The organism is Bradyrhizobium sp. NDS-1 (assembly GCF_032918005.1).
Classification (GTDB): Bacteria; Pseudomonadota; Alphaproteobacteria; order Rhizobiales; family Xanthobacteraceae; genus Bradyrhizobium; species Bradyrhizobium tunisiense.
Map to the genome: position 1 here is coordinate 5,051,968 of NZ_CP136628.1, position 18,368 is coordinate 5,070,335.

The 18,368-nt window shown below is 65.4% G+C and carries 17 protein-coding genes; 12 read left to right on the forward strand and 5 right to left on the reverse strand.

The genetic code is table 11. The annotated features are described in order from the left end of the window. The first annotated feature begins 143 nt into the window (after positions 1–143). From RX330_RS23905 to RX330_RS23960, 12 genes are all read left to right on the forward strand, one after another. Positions 144–1,037 carry an NAD(P)-dependent oxidoreductase gene (locus RX330_RS23905; RefSeq protein WP_317240051.1) on the forward strand — a complete coding sequence of 298 codons (894 nt, stop codon included), beginning with the start codon at positions 144–146 and terminating at the stop codon, positions 1,035–1,037. Positions 1,038–1,067: 30 nt separating this feature from the next. Then, positions 1,068–2,462 (forward strand): MmgE/PrpD family protein, encoded by a 1,395-nt coding sequence (locus RX330_RS23910; RefSeq protein WP_317240052.1) that lies wholly within the window; start codon positions 1,068–1,070, stop codon positions 2,460–2,462. 80 nt (positions 2,463–2,542) lie between these two features. Further along, complete coding sequence (locus RX330_RS23915; RefSeq protein ID WP_317240053.1) at positions 2,543–3,478, forward strand: branched-chain amino acid ABC transporter permease; 936 nt, start codon at positions 2,543–2,545, stop codon at positions 3,476–3,478. Between the two features lie 2 nt (positions 3,479–3,480). Beyond that, a complete protein-coding gene (locus RX330_RS23920; RefSeq protein WP_317243959.1) occupies positions 3,481–5,253 on the forward strand; it encodes a branched-chain amino acid ABC transporter ATP-binding protein/permease in 1,773 nt (590 codons plus the stop codon). Next, positions 5,240–5,947 carry an ABC transporter ATP-binding protein gene (locus tag RX330_RS23925; protein WP_212092544.1) on the forward strand — a complete coding sequence of 236 codons (708 nt, stop codon included), beginning with the start codon at positions 5,240–5,242 and terminating at the stop codon, positions 5,945–5,947. Before RX330_RS23920 ends, RX330_RS23925 begins: the two co-directional genes overlap by 14 nt. A 31-nt stretch (positions 5,948–5,978) precedes the next feature. Continuing rightward, the gene (locus RX330_RS23930; protein ID WP_317240054.1) at positions 5,979–7,214 is read left to right on the forward strand and encodes an ABC transporter substrate-binding protein; all 1,236 of its coding nucleotides are present in this window, start codon (positions 5,979–5,981) and stop codon (positions 7,212–7,214) included. Between the two features lie 32 nt (positions 7,215–7,246). Continuing rightward, a complete protein-coding gene (locus RX330_RS23935) occupies positions 7,247–8,473 on the forward strand; it encodes an ABC transporter substrate-binding protein (protein WP_317240055.1) in 1,227 nt (408 codons plus the stop codon). 28 nt (positions 8,474–8,501) lie between these two features. After that, positions 8,502–8,882 (forward strand): carboxymuconolactone decarboxylase family protein, encoded by a 381-nt coding sequence (locus RX330_RS23940; protein ID WP_008557226.1) that lies wholly within the window; start codon positions 8,502–8,504, stop codon positions 8,880–8,882. 15 nt (positions 8,883–8,897) lie between these two features. Beyond that, positions 8,898–9,668: an SDR family oxidoreductase gene (locus RX330_RS23945; RefSeq protein WP_317240056.1), complete on the forward strand. Its 771-nt coding sequence runs from the start codon at positions 8,898–8,900 to the stop codon at positions 9,666–9,668. A 24-nt stretch (positions 9,669–9,692) separates the two neighbouring features. Then, positions 9,693–10,433 (forward strand): SDR family oxidoreductase, encoded by a 741-nt coding sequence (locus RX330_RS23950; RefSeq protein WP_317240057.1) that lies wholly within the window; start codon positions 9,693–9,695, stop codon positions 10,431–10,433. Between the two features lie 24 nt (positions 10,434–10,457). Then, positions 10,458–11,174 carry a GntR family transcriptional regulator gene (locus tag RX330_RS23955; protein WP_212092549.1) on the forward strand — a complete coding sequence of 239 codons (717 nt, stop codon included), beginning with the start codon at positions 10,458–10,460 and terminating at the stop codon, positions 11,172–11,174. A 24-nt stretch (positions 11,175–11,198) separates the two neighbouring features. Beyond that, positions 11,199–12,173 (forward strand): tripartite tricarboxylate transporter substrate-binding protein, encoded by a 975-nt coding sequence (locus RX330_RS23960; RefSeq protein ID WP_317240058.1) that lies wholly within the window; start codon positions 11,199–11,201, stop codon positions 12,171–12,173. A gap of 166 nt (positions 12,174–12,339) precedes the next feature. Here the strand turns inward: RX330_RS23960 and RX330_RS23965 are convergent, their stop codons facing one another. From RX330_RS23965 to RX330_RS23985, 5 genes are read right to left on the reverse strand one after another with little or no spacing between them, the layout of a single operon-like run. Next, positions 12,340–13,848 (reverse strand): glycerol-3-phosphate dehydrogenase, encoded by a 1,509-nt coding sequence (locus tag RX330_RS23965; RefSeq protein WP_317240059.1) that lies wholly within the window; start codon positions 13,846–13,848, stop codon positions 12,340–12,342. Next, positions 13,848–14,606 carry a class II aldolase/adducin family protein gene (locus RX330_RS23970; RefSeq protein WP_317240060.1) on the reverse strand — a complete coding sequence of 253 codons (759 nt, stop codon included), beginning with the start codon at positions 14,604–14,606 and terminating at the stop codon, positions 13,848–13,850. The genes RX330_RS23965 and RX330_RS23970 overlap by 1 nt, the downstream gene beginning before the upstream one ends. 19 nt (positions 14,607–14,625) lie before the next feature. Continuing rightward, entirely contained in the window at positions 14,626–15,666 is a 1,041-nt protein-coding gene (locus tag RX330_RS23975) for a 2-hydroxyacid dehydrogenase (RefSeq protein ID WP_317240061.1), read from the reverse strand. Beyond that, on the reverse strand, positions 15,659–17,239 hold the full coding sequence (locus RX330_RS23980) for an FGGY-family carbohydrate kinase (protein ID WP_317240062.1): 1,581 nt from the start codon (positions 17,237–17,239) through the stop codon (positions 15,659–15,661). The genes RX330_RS23975 and RX330_RS23980 overlap by 8 nt, the downstream gene beginning before the upstream one ends. Further along, on the reverse strand, positions 17,236–18,351 hold the full coding sequence (locus tag RX330_RS23985) for an ABC transporter ATP-binding protein (protein WP_317240063.1): 1,116 nt from the start codon (positions 18,349–18,351) through the stop codon (positions 17,236–17,238). The genes RX330_RS23980 and RX330_RS23985 overlap by 4 nt, the downstream gene beginning before the upstream one ends. Positions 18,352–18,368 lie beyond the last annotated feature (17 nt).

Sequence of the window (18,368 nt, forward strand, 5' to 3'; positions counted from 1 at the left end):
CTTGTCTGACAATCATAACAATCCGGCCGCTGGCGCGGGATCCCCGCCGCCGCAACGACGGCGGTCGTCCAGACCAGCTGGCGAAGGTAACGACAAGATCAAGACGGCGCGCCCATCATGGACCGCGCAACAGGGAGTGGACGATGGCGGGAGAGACGCTCGGCGTGATCGGAACGGGTCGCATGGGCGGCCCCATGGCGGGGCGATTGATGGACGCGGGCTATTCGCTCGTCGTCTACGACACGCAAGCTGACGCGACGCAGCCGTTGGTCAAGCGCGGCGCTCTCCTTGGCAACTCGCCGGCGGACGTCGCCTCCCGCGCCGACATCGTGCTCGCAAGCCTGCCGACGCCTGACATCGTTAAGGCCGTCACGCTCGGCCAGGACGGCATCAGCAGCGGCAACCGCGCGAAGATCGTGATCGACCTGTCGACCTCGGGCCCTGGCGCGGCGAAGCTCGTTGCGGAGGGCCTCAAAGCCAAAGGCATGACACTGGTCGATGCCCCGGTCAGCGGCGGCATCAAGGGCGCGGTCAACGGCACCCTTGCCGTGATGGTGTCGTGCCCGCAGCCGACCTACGAGACCGTGCAGCCGATCCTGAAGAACTTCGGCAAGCTGTTCTACACCGGCGACAAGCCCGGCGTGGCGCAGACGGCCAAGCTCGCCAACAATCTGATGGCGGCGGCGGCGCTGGTGATCACCTCGGAAGCAGTCGCCATGGGCGTCAAGGGCGGCGTCAATGCCAAGGTGCTGATCGACATCATCAACGCCAGCAGCGGCCGCAACAGCGCTTCCGAGGACAAATTCCCCCGCTCGGTGCTGCCCGGCACCTTCGATTTCGGCTTCGCCACCGGTCTTTCCTACAAGGACGTCCGTCTCTGCGTAGACGAGGCCGAAGCCATGGGCGTGCCGATGGTCTGCGGCGCGGTCGTGCGGCAGATGCTGGCAATCACCAACGCCAAATACGGTCCATCATCCGATTTCACCTCGATCGCAAAGGTGCTCGAGGAGTGGGCCGGGGTCGAGATGCGCGGCTGAGCGCGAGAGCTTTTGGGAGCACCATTTGCGATGACGAACGGCTCGACCGGATCCGGCAAGCTATCGCTCACGCGCCAGATGGCGCGGAGCGCACTTGCTGTCGATCTCGGCGATTTCGGGCCCGACGTCGTTGCGAAGGCAAAGCTCTGCCTGCTCGACTTCCTCTCCTGCGCCTTCGAGGCCTCCCAGCATCCCTGGAGCCGCCAGGCCGTTGCGATCGCACAAGGTGGCGGCGGAGCAACGATCATCGGAACGTCGCAACTCTCTTCGCCGGCCGATGCCGCCTTCGCCAATGCCGTGATGGGGCACGGCCTGGTGCGCGAAGACATGCACGCGGCCAGCATCGCGCACCACGGCGTCGTGATCTGGCCGACGCTGCTCGCGCTGTCCGAACAATCGCCGCTGGACGGCGCGAAGCTGCTGACGGCCGCCATCATCGGCTACGAGACCGGAGCACGGATAGGCCGTGCGTTGCTGACCTCCGATCTCGCTCGCCTCTACCGTCCGACCGGCCTTGTGACCCCCTTGGGCGCGGCGCTCGCCGGAAGCTTTGCGATCGGCCTGTCCGAGGACGCAGCGACCAGTGCCGTTGCGATCGCCGCCAATACGTCTAGCGGGTTGAACGAGTGGCCGCATGCCGGCGGCTCCGACATGTATTTCCATCCGGGTTTTGCCGCGAGCAACGCGATCAAGGCGATCGGTCTGGCCGCGGCCGGCGCCTTCGGCTCCGAAACGATCCTGGAAGGCGAGGCCGGCCTCTTCGTCGCATATCGTCGCCAGGCCGCGCCGGACAGCATCGCGATCTTTCCTGACGGAGAGTGTGAGATCCTGGCGGTGTACAACAAGCCGGTGCCGGCCTGCAATTTCGCGCAGACCGCAGCTCAAGCCGCGCTCCGCGTCTCGCACGAGCTCGCCGGCACCGATGAGATCGAGCGCGTCGTCATTCGCGCACCCGATGCTGCGGTTCGCTATCCCGGCTGCGATTCCCTGGGACCCTATCGCAATGCGCTCCAGGCCAAGATGAGCATTCCCTTCAGCGTCGCGGCGACGCTGGCGCGCGGCGAGATCGAGGAACAGAATTATGCCGAGCTCAATGATGTCGACATCATTCGCCTGGTCGCGATCACGGATCTAGAGGCCGATACCGACTTCACCGCCGCCTTCCCCGCCAAGCAGGGTGCGGAGGTGACCGTATTTCTGCGCGGCGGCCGGACCATCCGGCACGCGCTGCCCGACGTCATCGCCGCCACGCCTGCCGACATTCGCACGCGCTTCCGCGCCGCCGCTCACGGCGTCCTCGGCGAGGACCGTGCGCAGCGGTTGGAGCAGCTCATCGAGAACAGCGAACGGCTCGGCAATGCCGGCGACATCGCAGCGCAATGCCGCCTGGACACGGCGGAACGGGTCTTACGATCGGCATCATAAGAAGTGCCGGAGAGTACGGGGGAAAACATGGTCGATTTCGAGACCTGCTTAAGTTCGTCAGCCATGCGGAGCCGGGGCTGATGGAGGGATTTCTGCAAGCCCTCGCCGCGGGCGTTCTGATCGGTGCTGTCTACGGCCTGATGTGCGTCGGGCTCGGCCTGATCTTCGGCGTGATGCGCGTCATCAACTTCGCCCACGGCGATTTCATGATGCTGGGCATGTACACCGCCTTCTATCTGTTCACCGCCGCCGGCGTTCAATCGTTCTTTGGCAATGCCGTCGGACCGTTCGTCGCCATCCTGCTGGCAGGCCCCGTGCTCGCTGTCTTCGGCTACTTCGTCCACCTGGCATTGATCTCGCACGTCTCAGGCACGCGCACAGCATCGCTGGAAGGCGAAGGCCATTACGCCCAGCTCATCCTCACACTCGGGATTGCGCTGATCCTGCAGAACGGCGGCCTCCTCGTGTTCGGCTCGGTGCTCGCCTCGATCCGCACGCCGCTGTCGAGCACGGCCTGGGAGCTCGGTCCCTTCTTCGACATGAGCATCTTCCTCAACAAGGCCCGCAGCATCGACATGATCGTTTCGCTGGTCACGATGATCCTGCTCTCCCTGCTGATCACGCGGACGCGAATCGGCAAGTCGCTGCGCGCGGCGGCCGACAATCCGACCGCCGCGACCTATATGGGCATCGACGTCGACCGCGCGCACCGCACCGCCTTCGCGCTCGGCTGCGGCATCACGGCGATCGCCGGGGGCCTGCTTGCCACCAACTATCCGTTCCACCCGTTCGTCGGGCTCGAATACGTCATCGTCATGTATGCAGGTGTCGTGCTCGGCGGCATGGGCAGCATCATCGGCGCGTTCTGGGGCGGCATGACCATCGGCCTCGTGCAGCAGATGTCGACGCTGATCCTGCCGACGCAATTGCAGAACGCAGCGATCTTCGCCGTCTTCCTCCTCATCATCTTCTTCCGTCCGCAAGGCTTCTTCGGACGGATGGTGGAGAGGACGTGACCATGCTCCGGATGCGCTCCTTTCTGCCGCCCCTGCTGTTCACGCTCGCTTATGCCGCGCTCTCGCTCGGCGTCACTAATTCCTATTACCAGCTGATCCTGACGCTGGTGCCGGTGTGGGCGGTGTTCGGCCTCTCCTGGAACCTGCTCAGCGGTTATACCGGGCTTGTCTCGTTCGGCCACGCCGCGTTCTTCGGCATCGGCGCCTATGCGACTGCGCTCGGCCAGATCTACTTCGACATCTCCCCCTGGCTGCTGATCCCGGTCGCCGCCGCGCTCGGCGGCATCGCAGGGCTATTGATCGGCTTTCCGACCTTCCGCCTGCAGGGCCACTATTTCGCCCTGGCGATGCTCGCCTACCCGCTCGCCATCCTCTACGTGTTCGAGTGGCTCGGCTTCCAGGAGGTTACGCTTCCGATCAAGCGCGATGCACCGATCGCCTACATGCAGTTCTCGGACCCGCACATCTACACGCTGCTGGGGCTCGCGATCATGCTGGCGACCGTCGTGCTGACGCAAGTGATCGAGCGGTCCCGCTTCGGCATGGCGCTGCTCGCGATCAAGCAGAACGAGGCCGCCGCCGAGGCGGCCGGCATCAACACGCTCGCCTGGAAGCTGCGTGCAATCACGCTGAGCGGGGCCATCGCCGCCGCCATCGGCGGCTTCTATGCCCAGGTGCTGCTGGTCGTCACGCCGCAATCGGTGTTCGGCATGCTGGTGTCGGCGCAAGCGCTCACGGTAGCGATGTTCGGCGGCGTCGGCACGGTCTGGGGTCCTGTGATCGGCTCGGTGATCCTGATTCCGCTTGCCGAGATCCTGCATGCGGAGGCCGGCGACCGCTTCCCGGGCATTCAGGGCGTCATCTTCGGCTTCGCCATCGTCTGCGTGATCTTGCTGGCGCCGGAGGGACTGTTCTGGAAGCTGCGCGATCTGCTGCGCAAACGTATCGCGCCCAAGACCGCTGCGGCCGGTGTTGCCGAAACGGCGGCCGCCAACGTCACGGCACTGAAGCCCGCCCCGCGGCAGCGCGCCGCGGCCGGCGAGGTCATGCTTGAAGTGAAAAACCTCTCCCGATCTTTCGGCGGCCTCAAAGCCGTGCAGGGCGTCAGCTTCAAGCTGCATCAGAACGAGATCCTCGGCATCATCGGGCCCAATGGCGCCGGCAAGACCACGCTGTTCAATCTCCTCAACGGCTTCCTGAAACCGAGCGAGGGCGAGGTCTTGATCAGCGGCCGCAACATGTCCGGCCAGCGGCCGCACGTGATCTGCGAGGCCGGCATCGGACGCACGTTCCAGGTGATGCGGCCGTTCCTGCGCATGTCGATCCTCGACAATGTCGTAATCGGCGCCTATGTGCGGGCGCGGTCGGACGAGGAGGCACGCAAGCTCGCTGCCGACGCGGTCGCTCGGGTCGGTCTCTCTGCGGTTGCCGATCGCGTGGCCGGCGAGCTTTCGACCAAGGAGCTGCGGCTGATGGAGCTGGCCCGCGCGATTGCCGGCCAGCCGCGCATCCTGCTGCTCGACGAGACGCTCGCAGGCCTCGGCCACGGCGAGGCCGACGAGGTCGTCGCAGTGATCCAGCAGCTGGCGCGCGACGGAACGACCATCGCGATCATCGAGCACACGATGCAGGCGATGGTCCGCCTGGTCGACAGGTTCGTCGTGCTCGACCACGGCGCCGTCATCACCGAAGGCCTGCCGGAGGTGGTGACGCGCGACAACCGGGTGATCGAGGCCTATCTCGGCAAGAAGTGGGTGGGCCATGCTGCGAATTGAGGGATTGAGCGCGGGCTATTCGGCCAAGCCCGTCCTGAACGACATCTCGATCAATGTTGGCGCCGGCCAGTTCGTCGCGATCGTTGGGCCAAACGGCGCCGGCAAGACCACGCTTTTCAAGACCATCTCCGGCATCGTCAAGCCGAGCGGCGGGGCGATCACCTTCGACGGCGTCGACCTGCTCGCCGTGCCACCGCCGCAGCGCGCTCATCTCGGCATCGCCCACGTTCCCGAGGGCCGCCAGGTTTTCCCGTCTCTCACCGTGATGGAGAACCTGGAAATGGGCGCGATGACGGAGAGCGGCCGGCGCGACTGGCAGAGCAACATCGAGCGCATCTTCGAATGGCTGCCGGTGCTGAAGGAACGCCGCAACCAGTTCGCGGGCACGATGTCCGGTGGCCAGCAGCAGATGCTTGCGATCGGTCGCGGCCTCGCCTCCTCGCCGAAGCTGTTGATGCTCGACGAGCCCTCGATGGGGCTGGCGCCTTCGACCGCGGACTTCATCTTCGAGCGCCTGATCGATATTCGCCGGCAGTCCGGCCTGACCATGCTGCTGGTCGAGCAGCGCGTCGCCGAAGCTCTGGAATCCGCGGACCACGGCTACGTCCTCGAAGCGGGACACGTCGTGCTCGAGGGCAACAACGACACGCTGCGCGCCGACGATCGCGTGCGCAAGGCCTATCTCGGCATGTGACGACAAGAACAAAGACAAGGGAGAGAACATAATGAACAAGACGTCAAAGGGGCTCTCGCGCCGAACCGTGCTGTCCGGCGCTGCCGCCGTGGGCCTCGCCGGCGTGGCGCGCGCGCAGTCGCCGGCCGAGATCAAAGTCGGGCTGATCGTGCCGCTGTCGGGCATCTACACCCGTCCCGGCCAGGTGATGAAGATGGGCGCCGAGATGGGCATCGAGCACATCAACGCGCAGGGCGGCGTCAAGGCGCTCGGCGGCGCCAAGCTCAAGCTGGTCGTGATCGACTGCGGCGATACCACCGAGAAGGCCAAGAACGCGGCGCAGCGTATGGTGGCGCAGGAACCTGACCTTGTTGCCGCGACCGGCTCGTATCTATCATCCTTCACGCTGGCGGTGACCGAGGTGACCGAGCGTGCCGAGCTGCCCGTGCTGACGCTGTCCTATTCGGACCTTCTGACCGACCGCGGCTTCAAATACATCTTCCAAACTGCGGCGACCGCAAGCCGTCAGTCCGAGCTCGGCCTGCCGACGCTGATGAAGCTGGCCGAGAACGCCTCCGGCAAGAAGCCGAAGACGGTGGCGATGCTGATGGACAACACCGCGACGTCAGTTGCCACCGCGAAGGCGCTGAAGGAAAGACTGTTCGCGCAGGAAGGGCTCCAGCTCGTCGTTGAGGAAGTCTGGACCCCTCCGCTGTCGGACGCGACGCCGTTGATTCAGAAGGTTCGCTCGGCCAAGCCCGATCTGCTGCTGTTCATGCCGAACGCGGTGTCCGACGCCAAGCTCGGCCTCGAGAAGATCAGCGAGTTCGGGCTCGGCCAGGGCAAGATCCCGACCGTGTCCTTCAGCATCACCATCGCCGAGCCGGATATGCTCCAGAGCGTCAGCCCGGAGACCGTGCAAGGCATCATGACCATCGTCGCCAATTGGGGCTCGAAGGGTCACGAGGCGCTGATCGCCGAACTGAAGACCAAATACAAGGAGCCCTGGATGACGCAGAACGTCATCTCGACCTACGGCGACATGTGGCTGATGAAGGAAGCCTTGGAGAAGGCCGGCAAGGCCGACCGCAATTCGGTCGCGCAGGCCTTCCGCACCATGGATGCCGGCCCGTCGAAATATTATCCGGGCGGCCAGCTCAAATTCGACGAGAAAGGTCGCAGGGTCGGCGCCGGCGTCGTCATCGTGCAATGGCAATCGGGCGTGCCGGTCACCGTCTATCCGCCCGAGCTGGCGCAGGCGCAGCCGTTCTGGCCGAAGAAATCATAGAACAACGCGCGATTTCAGGGAGGAAAATTGTCATGACCACATCCAAGATCAGTCGGCGATTGCTGCTTGCCGGCGCGTCCGGCACGCTGATCGCATCCCGCGCCTGGGCCCAGCAACCAGCGGAAGTGAAGATCGGCCTGCTGGTGCCGATCTCCGGCATGTACGCCCGTCCGGGCACGGTGATGCGTCATGGCGCCGAGATGGCGGTTGAGCACATCAACGCGCAAGGCGGCATCAAGGCGCTTGGCGGCGCCAAGCTGAAGCTCGTGGTGCTCGATTCCGGCGACTCCACCGAGAAGGCCAAGAACGCGGCCCAGCGCATGGTCGCGCAGGAGAGCGATCTGGTCGCGGCCAGCGGCGCCTATCTATCATCCTTCACGCTCGCGGTGACCGAGGTCACCGAGCGGGCCAACCTGCCCGTCCTCACCCTCTCCTACTCCGACCTGATCACGGATCGCGGCTTCAAATACGTGTTCCAGACCTCGGCCACGGCAGGCTCACAGGCCCGCCAGGCCTTGCCGCAGATCGTCAAGCTGGCGGAGACGGCGTCCGGCAAGCGGCCGAAGACGGTTGCGATCCTCACCGACAACACGGCCGCGTCGATCGCCTCGGCGAAATCGATGCGCGAAGGCCTGCTGGCGGAGAACCAGCTGCAGCTGATCGTCGACGAGACCTTCACCCCGCCGCTCGCGGATGCAACATCACTGGTGCAGAAGATCCGCTCGGCGAAACCGGATCTGCTGTTCTTCCTGCCGACCGTGATCTCCGATGCCAAGCTGCTCCTCGAGAAGATGAACGAGTTCGGTCTCGGCCAGGGCAAGGTGCCGACCATCTCCTTCGGCATCGCCATCGCCGAGCCCGACATGCTGCAGACCGTGAGTCCGGAGTTGCTCCAAGGAGTCCTGACCTGCGTTGCGAGCTGGGGCGCCAAGGGCCACGAGGCCCTGATCGCCGAATTGAAGACCCGCTACAAGGAGCCGTGGATGACGCAGAACGCGATCTCCACCTATGGCGACATGTGGGTGATCAAGGACGCGCTGGAGAAGGCCGGCAAGGCCGACCGCGTCGCCGTCGGCGAGGCGCTGCGCACCATGGATGCCGGCCCCTCGAAATATTATCCGCTCGGCGAAATCAAGTTCGACGAGAAGGGCCGCCGCGTCGGCGCCGGCATGACCATCGTGCAGTGGCAATCCGGCGTGCCGGTAACCGTGTTCCCGCCGGAGCTCGCGCTGGCAAAGCCCTTCTGGCCGAAGAGCTGATATCGCTGGAAAAGAAACGGAGAACACAATGGACAAGGCGACCTATGACCGCGGGCTCGAGATCCGCAAGAGCGTGCTCGGCAACGAATTCGTCGACAAGGCGATCGCATCCGCGGACGACTTCAACCGGCCGATGCAGGACCTCACCACGGAATATTGCTGGGGTTACGTCTGGGGCCGCGAAGGCCTGACGCGGAAGACCCGCAGCTTCCTCAATCTGGCGATGCTCTGCGCACTCAACCGTCCGCATGAGCTGAAGACCCACGTCCGCGGCGCGCTCGCCAATGGAGCGACGCGGGAGGAGATCCGCGAGGTCTTCATGCAGGTCGCGATCTATTGCGGCGTGCCTGCCGGCGTCGACGCGTTCCGCAACGCGAAGGAAGTGTTCGCAGAGCTCGACAAGAAATAAGGAAGCATCCGTGCGATGAAAGGCAAATGGGCACTCGTGACCGGCGCGACCGCAGGCCTTGGCTTCGCGATCGCGGAAGGCCTGTCCGGCGCGGGCTGCAACATTGTCCTGCACGATCTCATTGCGCCGAAGCAGGCCGCGGATGATCTCCGCAGCCGCTTCGGCGTCGAGGTCATCCCCGCTTCTGCCGACCTGTCCCGGCGCGACGCCATCGAGCGCATGATGGCCGACCTCCTCGACCGCTGCGGCGCCGTCGACATCCTCGTCAACAACGCCGTGGTCAGGCATTTCTCGGCCATCGAGCAGTTTCCGCCCGATCGCTGGGACGATGCGCTCGCCGTGAACCTGTCGGCACCGTTCCACCTGATCCGCCTGGCTCTGCCGGCCATGAAGCAGCGCGGCTGGGGCCGGATCGTCAATCTCGGCTCGATCTATTCGATCCGCGCGGTCGAAGACCGCATCGACTACGTGACCACCAAGACGGCTATTCTCGGCCTGACGCGCGCGGTGGCCATCGAGACCGCCCGCAGCGGCGTTACCTGCAACACGCTATGCCCCGGCACGCTGCCGACGCCGGCGATCCTGAACAAGATTGCGACGATGGCAACAAACAGCAATCGTCCGCTCGAGGACGTGACCGGCGAGTATCTCGGCGAGCGCCAGCCGACGCAGCGCTTCATCGGAATGGACGCCGTCGCCGCCATGGTCGTCTTTCTCTGTGGTCCCGCCGCAAACGACATCACCGGAGCCAGCCTGCCCATCGACGGCGGCTGGTCGATCGCATGACAGAAGTGGGATGGGAGTGCTGCGATGACTGAACAACAAGGCCAGACCGTCGTCCTGACTGGCGCTGCCGGCGGCATGGGACGTGCCATCACCGAGGCGCTGCTGGAGAGCGGTCGCCGCGTGGTGCTGGTCGACCGCGACGCCAGGGCGCTTCAGGAGCTGGCCGCCACGGCCGGCGACAGGGTGTTTCCGATCCAGCTCGACGTCAGCGATTCTCGCGCCGTGGATGGTCTGCCGGAGGCCGTTCCCGCTCATTTCAAGCCGGTCGATGTCCTCATCAACAATGCCGGGCATGACATCGGCGGCCGGACGCGCTTCGATGCCGGCTCCGCCGACGACTGGTCCAACATCATCCAGACCAACCTGATCGGCCTGATGCGGGTCACGCGCGCGATCCTCCCCGAAATGGTCAAGCGCAACGCCGGACACATCGTCAACATCAGCTCGATCAACGCCGTCCGCATCGTCCCCGACATGGCGGCCTACAGCACCAGCAAGGCGGGCGTGCACATGTTCACCGAGACGCTCAGGGGTGAACTTGCCGAAACCGCGATTCGGGTCACCGAGCTCCAGCCCGGCCTGACCAAAACCAACATCATCCTGACCCGCTATCGCGGCGACAAGCAGAAAGAAAAGGACTATTTCGACCAGTTCAGAATGGCGCTGGAGCCTGCCGATATTGCCCGCTCGATCGTGTTCGCGCTGGACCAGCCCGCCCACGTTCAAATTGCCGAAATGATGATTCTGCCTGTAAACCGGTACTGACTTTTCCCGAACCAGGGCCCGGACATGGACAGACGTAGCGATTTGCAGTCGACACTCCGCATCGAGGACGTTCCGACCGTCCGGGCGATGGTCGCCCAGAAGCTGCGCGAGGCGATCATGTCCGGAACCCTGAAGCCGGGCCAACGCCTGGTCGAGCGCGAGCTCTGCGAAATGATGGGCGTCAGCCGCCCCTCGATCCGTGAAGCGCTTCGCGCGCTCGAAGCCGACGGGCTGGTCAACATCGTCCCCCATCGCGGCCCCATGGTGTCCACGATCAGCCTGGAGGAAGCCCGGCAGCTCTACGCGGCGCGCGCGGTGCTCGAAGGCTTCGCCGGCCGCGAGTGTGCCAGGCTGCATGATCCCGAGGTAGCGCGCCGGATCGGGGAGGCCCTGACGCGGCTGAAGGCGGCCGCGGCCAAGCAGGATCTCGTCGGCTGCCTCGAGGCCAAGACTGACTTCTACGCCGCGCTGATCGGCGGCTGCCGCAATGCCTTCATCGAGCGCGCGCTCAAGCCGCTCCACGACCGTATCCAGCTCTTGCGGATCACCTCGATGTCGCAGCCGAAGCGGATCAACAAGAGTCTGCGCGAGGTCACCGCGATCTGGCGGGCGATCCAGAGCGGCGATGCGGAGCTCGCCGAGCGCTGCTGCGTCGACCACATCAATGCGGCCGCCGTGGCCGCGCTCGACATGATCGAAAAATCGTCGGCGGCCAAGGAGGCGGCGCCTACCGACGACTAGAACAATGCCGCCAGGGAGTGTTCGATGCCGTATCTCGTACGATCGCTGATCCTGCTTGTCCTGCTCACACCCTGCGGCGCTTCCGTCGCGAACGACTATCCCTCACGTCCGGTCACGCTGATCGTGCCCTTCTCCGCCGGCGGACCGGGCGACGTGATCGCGCGGATCCTCGGCGGCGCCATGAGTGCAACGCTGAAACAGTCCGTCGTTATAGAAAATGTCGTCGGTGCCGGCGGCACGCTCGGCACCAACCGCGTCGCCAAGGCACCCCCCGATGGTTACACGCTGCTCCTCATGCATGTCGGCCAAGCCACCGCCCCTGCCCTTTACGCCAAGCTGCCGTTCGATCCGGTCGGCGACTTCGCCCCAATCGGGCTCGTCACCGACGTGCCGATGATCCTGGTCGCGCGACCGAACTATCCCGCCAAGGACCTCGGCGAGCTCATCACGCAGATCCGCAAGGCCGGCGATAAGGTCACTTTCGGCAATGTCGGCCTCGGCTCAGCCTCGCAGCTCTGCGGCCTGATGTTCATGAACGCAACAGGCACCAAACTCACGCCGATCTACTACAAGGGCGGCGGACCAGCGTTGAATGACGTCATCGCCGGCCATATCGACGTCTATTGCGATCCCGCAACCGGTCCAACGCCGTACATCCAGTCGAACACGATCAAGGGCTACGCCATTACCAGCAAAACGCGGGTGGCGACGCTGCCTGAGGTGCCGACCTCCACGGAAGCCGGCGTTCCCGAATTCGACGTGACGACTTGGTATGGTCTCTACGCGCCGAAGGGGACGCCGAAACCGGTGATGGACCATCTCGTCGCCGCGCTGCAGGCGGCGTTGAGGGACCCCGCACTGATCAGCCGCTTTGCCGAGCTCAGCATGACTCCCGTCGAGTCCGAGCGCGCGACGCCGGAAGCGCTCGAAGCGTTCTTGAAAGCCGAGATCGGCAAATGGGGACGGATCATCAAAGCCGCTGGAATCGATCCGCAGTAGACGCCAGCGTCGGAGAGGCGGATGCCTCCCTACATGCTGCGATAGCGCTCGATCGCTCAAAGGCCGATCGCCAAAAGCTTACTAATGATGGATTTTTCTTGATCTATCGGTGCACACGCGGCCTTCTAACTGACTGAAATTACTTGAGGGGCATGGCGCCGACGGGTTAGATAAAGCTCGCAAATGCGTCCCGTTGCGCCATCGTCAAATGCAGGCCATGTTTGGTGCGCCGATCCAGAAAGTCCTGGGGCACCCTGGCCCATTCGGTCTCGCGAAGAAACATGGCCTCGCGTTCGTAGAAGTCTCCGCCGAAATGCCGGCCGAGATCGGCCGACACGCGGGCGGGACCCAGCAGCTCGCGCGCCCGCGTGCCGTACAGGCGGGCATAGTGGTGGACCAGCTTGGACGGCAGATCGGGATATTCGCGCGCAAGCTGGACGATGAAGGCATCGAAGTCACGGCCGATGTCGCCACCCGGCAGCGGCCGTCCCGCCGTCCAGGCCTGCGCCATGGTCGGGAACCACGGCGTGAGACGCTGCAACGCCTGTTCCGCGAGCCGGCGGTAGGTCGTGATCTTACCGCCGAAGATCGAGAGCAGCGGCGGCACGCCATCTGCGCCGTGAACCTCGAAAACATAGTCGCGCGTCACTGCCGAGGGGTTCTCGGTATTGTCGTCGTATAGTGGCCGGACGCCGGAAAATGAATGGACGATCTCCCGCTCGTCCGGCGGGGCGCGAAAGTAACGGCGCAGGACGCCGAACAGGTAGGCGATCTCGCCCTCGTCGATCGCGACGTCTTCCACGCCGCCGTCATAGGAGACGTCCGTCGTACCGATCAGCGCCAGATCCTTCTCGTAAGGGTTGACGAAGATCACGCGACGGTCCGCGTTCTGGAGCAGATAGGCCTGCGGCCCACTCCAGAATTTTGGTACAACCAGGTGACTTCCCTTGACTAGCCGCACATTGTGCGAGGCGTTCAGCCCGGCGACACTCTGGACGACGTCCTGGACCCAGGGACCTGCGGCATTGACCAGCGCTCGCGCCCGGACGATCTGCGTGCCGCTGTCATCTCCCTGCATCTCCAGGTGCCATAAGCCCGCTTCCCGGCGCGCACGCAACGCGCGGGTGCGGGGCAGGATGATCGCGCCGTTGTGCGCGGCATCAACCAGATTGAGGATCACGAGCCGGGCGTCATCGACCCAGCAATCCGAGTATTCAAACCCGCGGCGAAACTCGGAGCGCAGCGGCGCGCCCTCAGGCGCGTGCGTGAGATCGAGACCACGGCTCGACGGCAGATGCTTGCGACCGCCGAGATGGTCATAGAGAAACAGCCCGCTGCGAACCAGCCACGCTGGCCGCTGCTCGGGCGAGTGGGGCAGTACGAAACGCATCGGCCAGATGATGTGCGGCGCGGAGGCGAGCAGAACCTCGCGCTCGATCAAGGCTTCGCGCACCAGGCGAAACTCGTAGTATTCGAGGTAGCGCAGCCCGCCATGAACGAGCTTGCCCGAGCGCGACGAAGTGCCCTCGGCAAGATCGCCCTTCTCGCACAGCAGAACCTTCAGGCCGCGGCCCGCTGCATCGCGCGCGATGCCGGCCCCGTTGATGCCACCGCCGATGATCGCGATGTCGACCAGCCCGTGATCCCTGCCCGCGTGCGGCGCAGCCCCGGTCATCACGTCCTGCTGCGCTTCTTCTCGACCCGTTGCCGCGCTGCCGCCTTTGCCGATGCGGCCGCCCTGCCCGGCTTCGGCCTGGAAACCTTGGACTTAGAACCTTCGGGCTGCTGGAGGCCGTAAGTCGAGAATCCCTTCGCGGTGTCGGCGATCTCGACTTCGCTGAGAATCTGCGGCGATCCCAATGCAAGCGAGAGATAATATTGGCGCGCGATGGTCTCGAGCTCGACCGCCAGCCACATCGCCTTGTCGAGGTTGGCGCCGACTGCGATCATGCCGTGATTGGCCAGCAGGCAACCGTTGCGGCCTTCGAGCGCGGCGAGCGCCAGCTCCGACAATTCCGCCGTGCCGTAGCGCGCGTAGCCGGCGCAACGGATGTCATTGCCGCCGAACGCGGCCATCATGTAGTGGCAAGCCGGGATCGGCTTGCGCGCGATCGCGAGCACGGTCGCATAGGTCGAATGGGTGTGGACGACGCCGCCGACATCGGGACGGCCGCGCATGATGTCGAGATGAAAGCGCCATTCGGTCGACGGCTTCAACGGCCCGTCCCAGGAGCCGTCGTCGCGATCGAGCGGCATCGCGGCGATCATCTCCGGCTTCATCGCGTCATAGGGCGTCGCGGACGGCGTGATCAGCATCCGGTCCTTGTAGCGGGCGGAGATGTTGCCCGACGTGCCCTGATTGAGGCCCGATGCGTTCATCCACCGACATTTGGCGATGATCGCCTCGCGCAACTGTCGCTCCTCGCGGGTCATGGCAAGATACCTTTCGTCTTCAGCACGGATTGAGCGGCGGCTCGCCGGCAAGATAGCGGCGAACCTCTTCCGCCGCCTGATCGGCGGCAATGGTGACGGTGCGCAACGAGGCTCCCGCAATATGGGGCGTCAGCGTGACGTTGGGCAATTGCAGCAGCGGCCAGTCGGCGGGCACCGGCTCCACGGCAAAGGTGTCGAGCATGGCCCCGCCGAGCCGTCCGGCAGACAGTGCCTCGAATAGCGCCTGGTAGTCGACCAGGGGGCCACGCGCCGTATTGATGAAGATGGCGTCCGGCTTGACCTGCGCCAGCGCCGCGCGATCGATGAAGCCGGTGGTCTCGGCGGTCACGCGCGCATGCAGGCTGATCACGTCGGCGCGCGCCAGGAGCTCGCCGAGGCCGACATGCTCGACGCCGTCATTACGATCCTGCGCGCTGAGCTGGACGTAGGGGTCGGTCACCAGGATCTTGCAGCCGAACGCCTTGAGCAGCTTTACGACGCGGGTGCCGATCGCGCCATAGCCGACGATGCCGACGGTCATCTCGCCGAGCTCGCGCCCGGTGCGATCGGCGCGATAGAGGTCGCCGCGCCATTCGCCGCCGCGCAGGGATTCATGGCCGCTGCGGATCAGGCGCGTTTCAGCGAGAATCGCGCCGATGGTGAACTCGGCCACGGCGCTGGCGTTGCGGCCAGGCGTGTTGACCACGAGCACCCTGTGGTCGCGCGCGGCCTGCATGTCGATATTGACGGGGCCACCGCGCGAGACCGCGATGAATTTGAGGCCCGGCAGGCGCTGCAGCATCGATCGCGAGACCGGCGCAAGATGCGTCACCAGCAATGCGGCTTCACCGATGAAGTTCACGATCTCATCGGGATCGCCCATGAACTCCTTCAGTCCGTCGAGCTTGGAGCCGGCATAGCCATGCTCCATCGGCTCGTCCGGCCATGGCTGCTCCAGAACGCGGATGTCGATGGCGTTGCCACAGGCTGCCGTGATCCGTTCGGCGAAGACCTTCGGCAGCATGAAGCGGTCCCCGACGATGGCAATCTTGCTAGGCATGGCCGGCTCCCGCACGCACGGCCGCGAGTTGCTTCCAGACCGGCCGCGCCGCGAGCCTGGCATTCAGATAGGCCGGAAACAGCCGTCCATAATGCAACGCCAATGCCGCGTCCGGCGTTTGCGGCGTCGCAAGATATGGCCGCACCCACGCATCCGCACAGGCCGTCATGTCCGGATAGAGGCCGGTCGCCACCGCCGCGATCATGGCGGCGCCCGCAGCGCCCGCCTCGCCGCGGCTACAGACGCGCACGTTGCATTCGAGCGTAGCGCCAAGGATCGCGCCCAGCGCGCGGCTGCGCGCGGCGCCGCCGGTGATGCGCAGGTCGCGCGGCAGCGCGCCCATCGCGGCGTAGCAATCGCGGGCGGCGAAGGCGAGCCCTTCCATCACCGCCCGCATCAGATCCCAATAGCCGTGGCGGGTGCGCAACCCCAGGAATTGCGCGCAAGCCTCGTGCGCGACGAACGGGCCGCGCTCGCCGGCATCGGAAATGAACGGGTGGAACAAGAGTTCGCCGGGGTGCGCTTGCATGACGCGCTCATCGAGCCGTCCGATCAGATCGGCGCGCGAGCGCGCGATACCCTCGGCGGAGAGCAGATCGCGTGCGAGGTCCAGCAGCCAGTCGATATTCAGCGTCGCCGCCATGTTCGATTGCATCTGCGCATAATGACCGGAGACCGGAAACGGCATGGTATAGCCGGTGGCCTCGGCATTGAGGACCACCGCATCGGCGCTGGGCGCGAGGCGCATATGCATGCCGGTCGAGCCGATGATGGTGCAGCCGACATCGGGCGCCGGATCGTAGAGTCCCGCCCCCAGCGCATTGCAGATCACGTCGACATAGCCGAGCGAGACCGGAACGCCCTGCGGCAGGCCGATCTCGCGCGCCGCTGCGGCGTTCAGCGGATGCGTGGTCACGACACCGTCGACGACGTCGGGAAACAGGGTCATGCAATCGGCGATCCCGATCAGGCGCGCGGTTTCGGCGTCGAACCGGCGCTTGCGGAAATCGCCGCAGGAGAAGGTCGCCTCCGACGGATCGGTCGCACGCTCGCCGGTGAGCAGGAAATACAGCCAGTCCTTGCAATGAAAGGCGGTGCGGGCGCGAGACAGGATCTCGGGCGCATGCGCCTGCAACCAGGCCAGTTGCGGTCCCTGCTGGCAGGCATTGAGCCCCGAGCCGGTCCGCCGATAGAGCGCCGCATTGCGCTCGCTGTCGCGGATCCGCTCGACGAGGCCGGCCGCGCGGGAATCCAGCCACAGCAAGGCGGGCGCGACGGGACGGCCGTCATCATCGATCAGCCAGGTGCCGTCGCCCTGCCCCGTCACCGCGATGGCGGCGAGCCGCGATGCGAGATCGGGAACCGCCACCGCCAGGCCGCGCAGGGCGGCAATTGTGTCGTTCCAGGTCCGCGCCATGTCCTGCTCGACATGGCCGCCGACTGACGTCGTGTAGCTGTTCGGCAGCGCGTATTCGCCGAGCTGCCGCCCGTCGCGCGTGAACGCGACCGTCTTGATCAGGGACGTGCCGGCATCAATGCCGATGATGACGTCGCGGCCAGGCAAGATGCTCATGGTCGGGCTGCCTCCGCATGGTGAATGCAGTTGCCGTCGGCGCCGAACAAATGAAGATGCCGTGCCTCCAGCGCGAACGGCAGGATGTCCCCGGGCCGCGCTGTGATCTTGTTCGGCGTCACCGCGATGAGGAGGCGGCCGTCGCATTCGCCTGCGACATGCGACTGGTCGCCCAGCCACTGGTTGGAGACGACGCGCACGCGCACATCGCCGCTGCCGACGGCGATCTTCTGCGGTCTTATGCCGACGCGCAGGCGCGTGCTCTGCGCGAGCGCGCGGCCGGCGGCAGCATCGAGCGTTTGCGCTGCCAAGCTGAACGCGAGATCCACCCCGATCGAGAGACGAAAACCGCCATCGGCCTGCGCCACCTCGGTCTCGAGCAGGTTCATCGGCGGCTCGCCGATGAAGCTCGCAACGAACAGGTTCGCCGGATGATCCTTCAACTCCCGTTCGCCGGCGAACTGCTGGAGCACGCCATCCTCCATCACCGCGATGCGGTCGGCAAGCGCGCTCGCCTCGGTCTGATCGTGGGTGACGAAGATCGCCGTCATGCCGCGCTCGGCAAGCAAGCCTTTGATCCGTCCGCGCAGCACCGCGCGCAGCTGCGGCTCGAGCTGGCCCATCGGCTCATCCAGCAGATACAGATCGGCATCGCGCACCAGGGCGCGCGCCAGCGAGACACGCTGCTGCTGCCCTCCGGAAATCGAGCGCGGATAGCTGTCCAGGATATCGGCGATCTCAACCAGCTGCGCGATCGCCTCGACACGCCGGGTCACCTCGGCATACGAGAGCTGCTGCGCCTTCAGGGCGAAGGCGATGTTCTCGCGCACAGTGAGCGGCGGATAGAGCGAATAGCCTTCGAAGGCCATCGCCACCCTGCGCTTCGCCGGCGGCAATTGGTCGATCCGGCGCCGGCCGAGCGTGATCGCCCCCAAGGTAACACTCTCGAAGCCCGCGATCATCCGCAAGGTCGAGGTCTTGCCGCAGCCCGACGAGCCCAGCAGCGCGACGATCTCTCCCTTGCCGACCTCCATGTCGAGCGCGCGCACCGCATGGACCGGCGGCTTGCCGCGGCTCTGATAGACCTTGTCGACCTTGCTGATCTCGAGCATGCCCACGCCTATCCCGC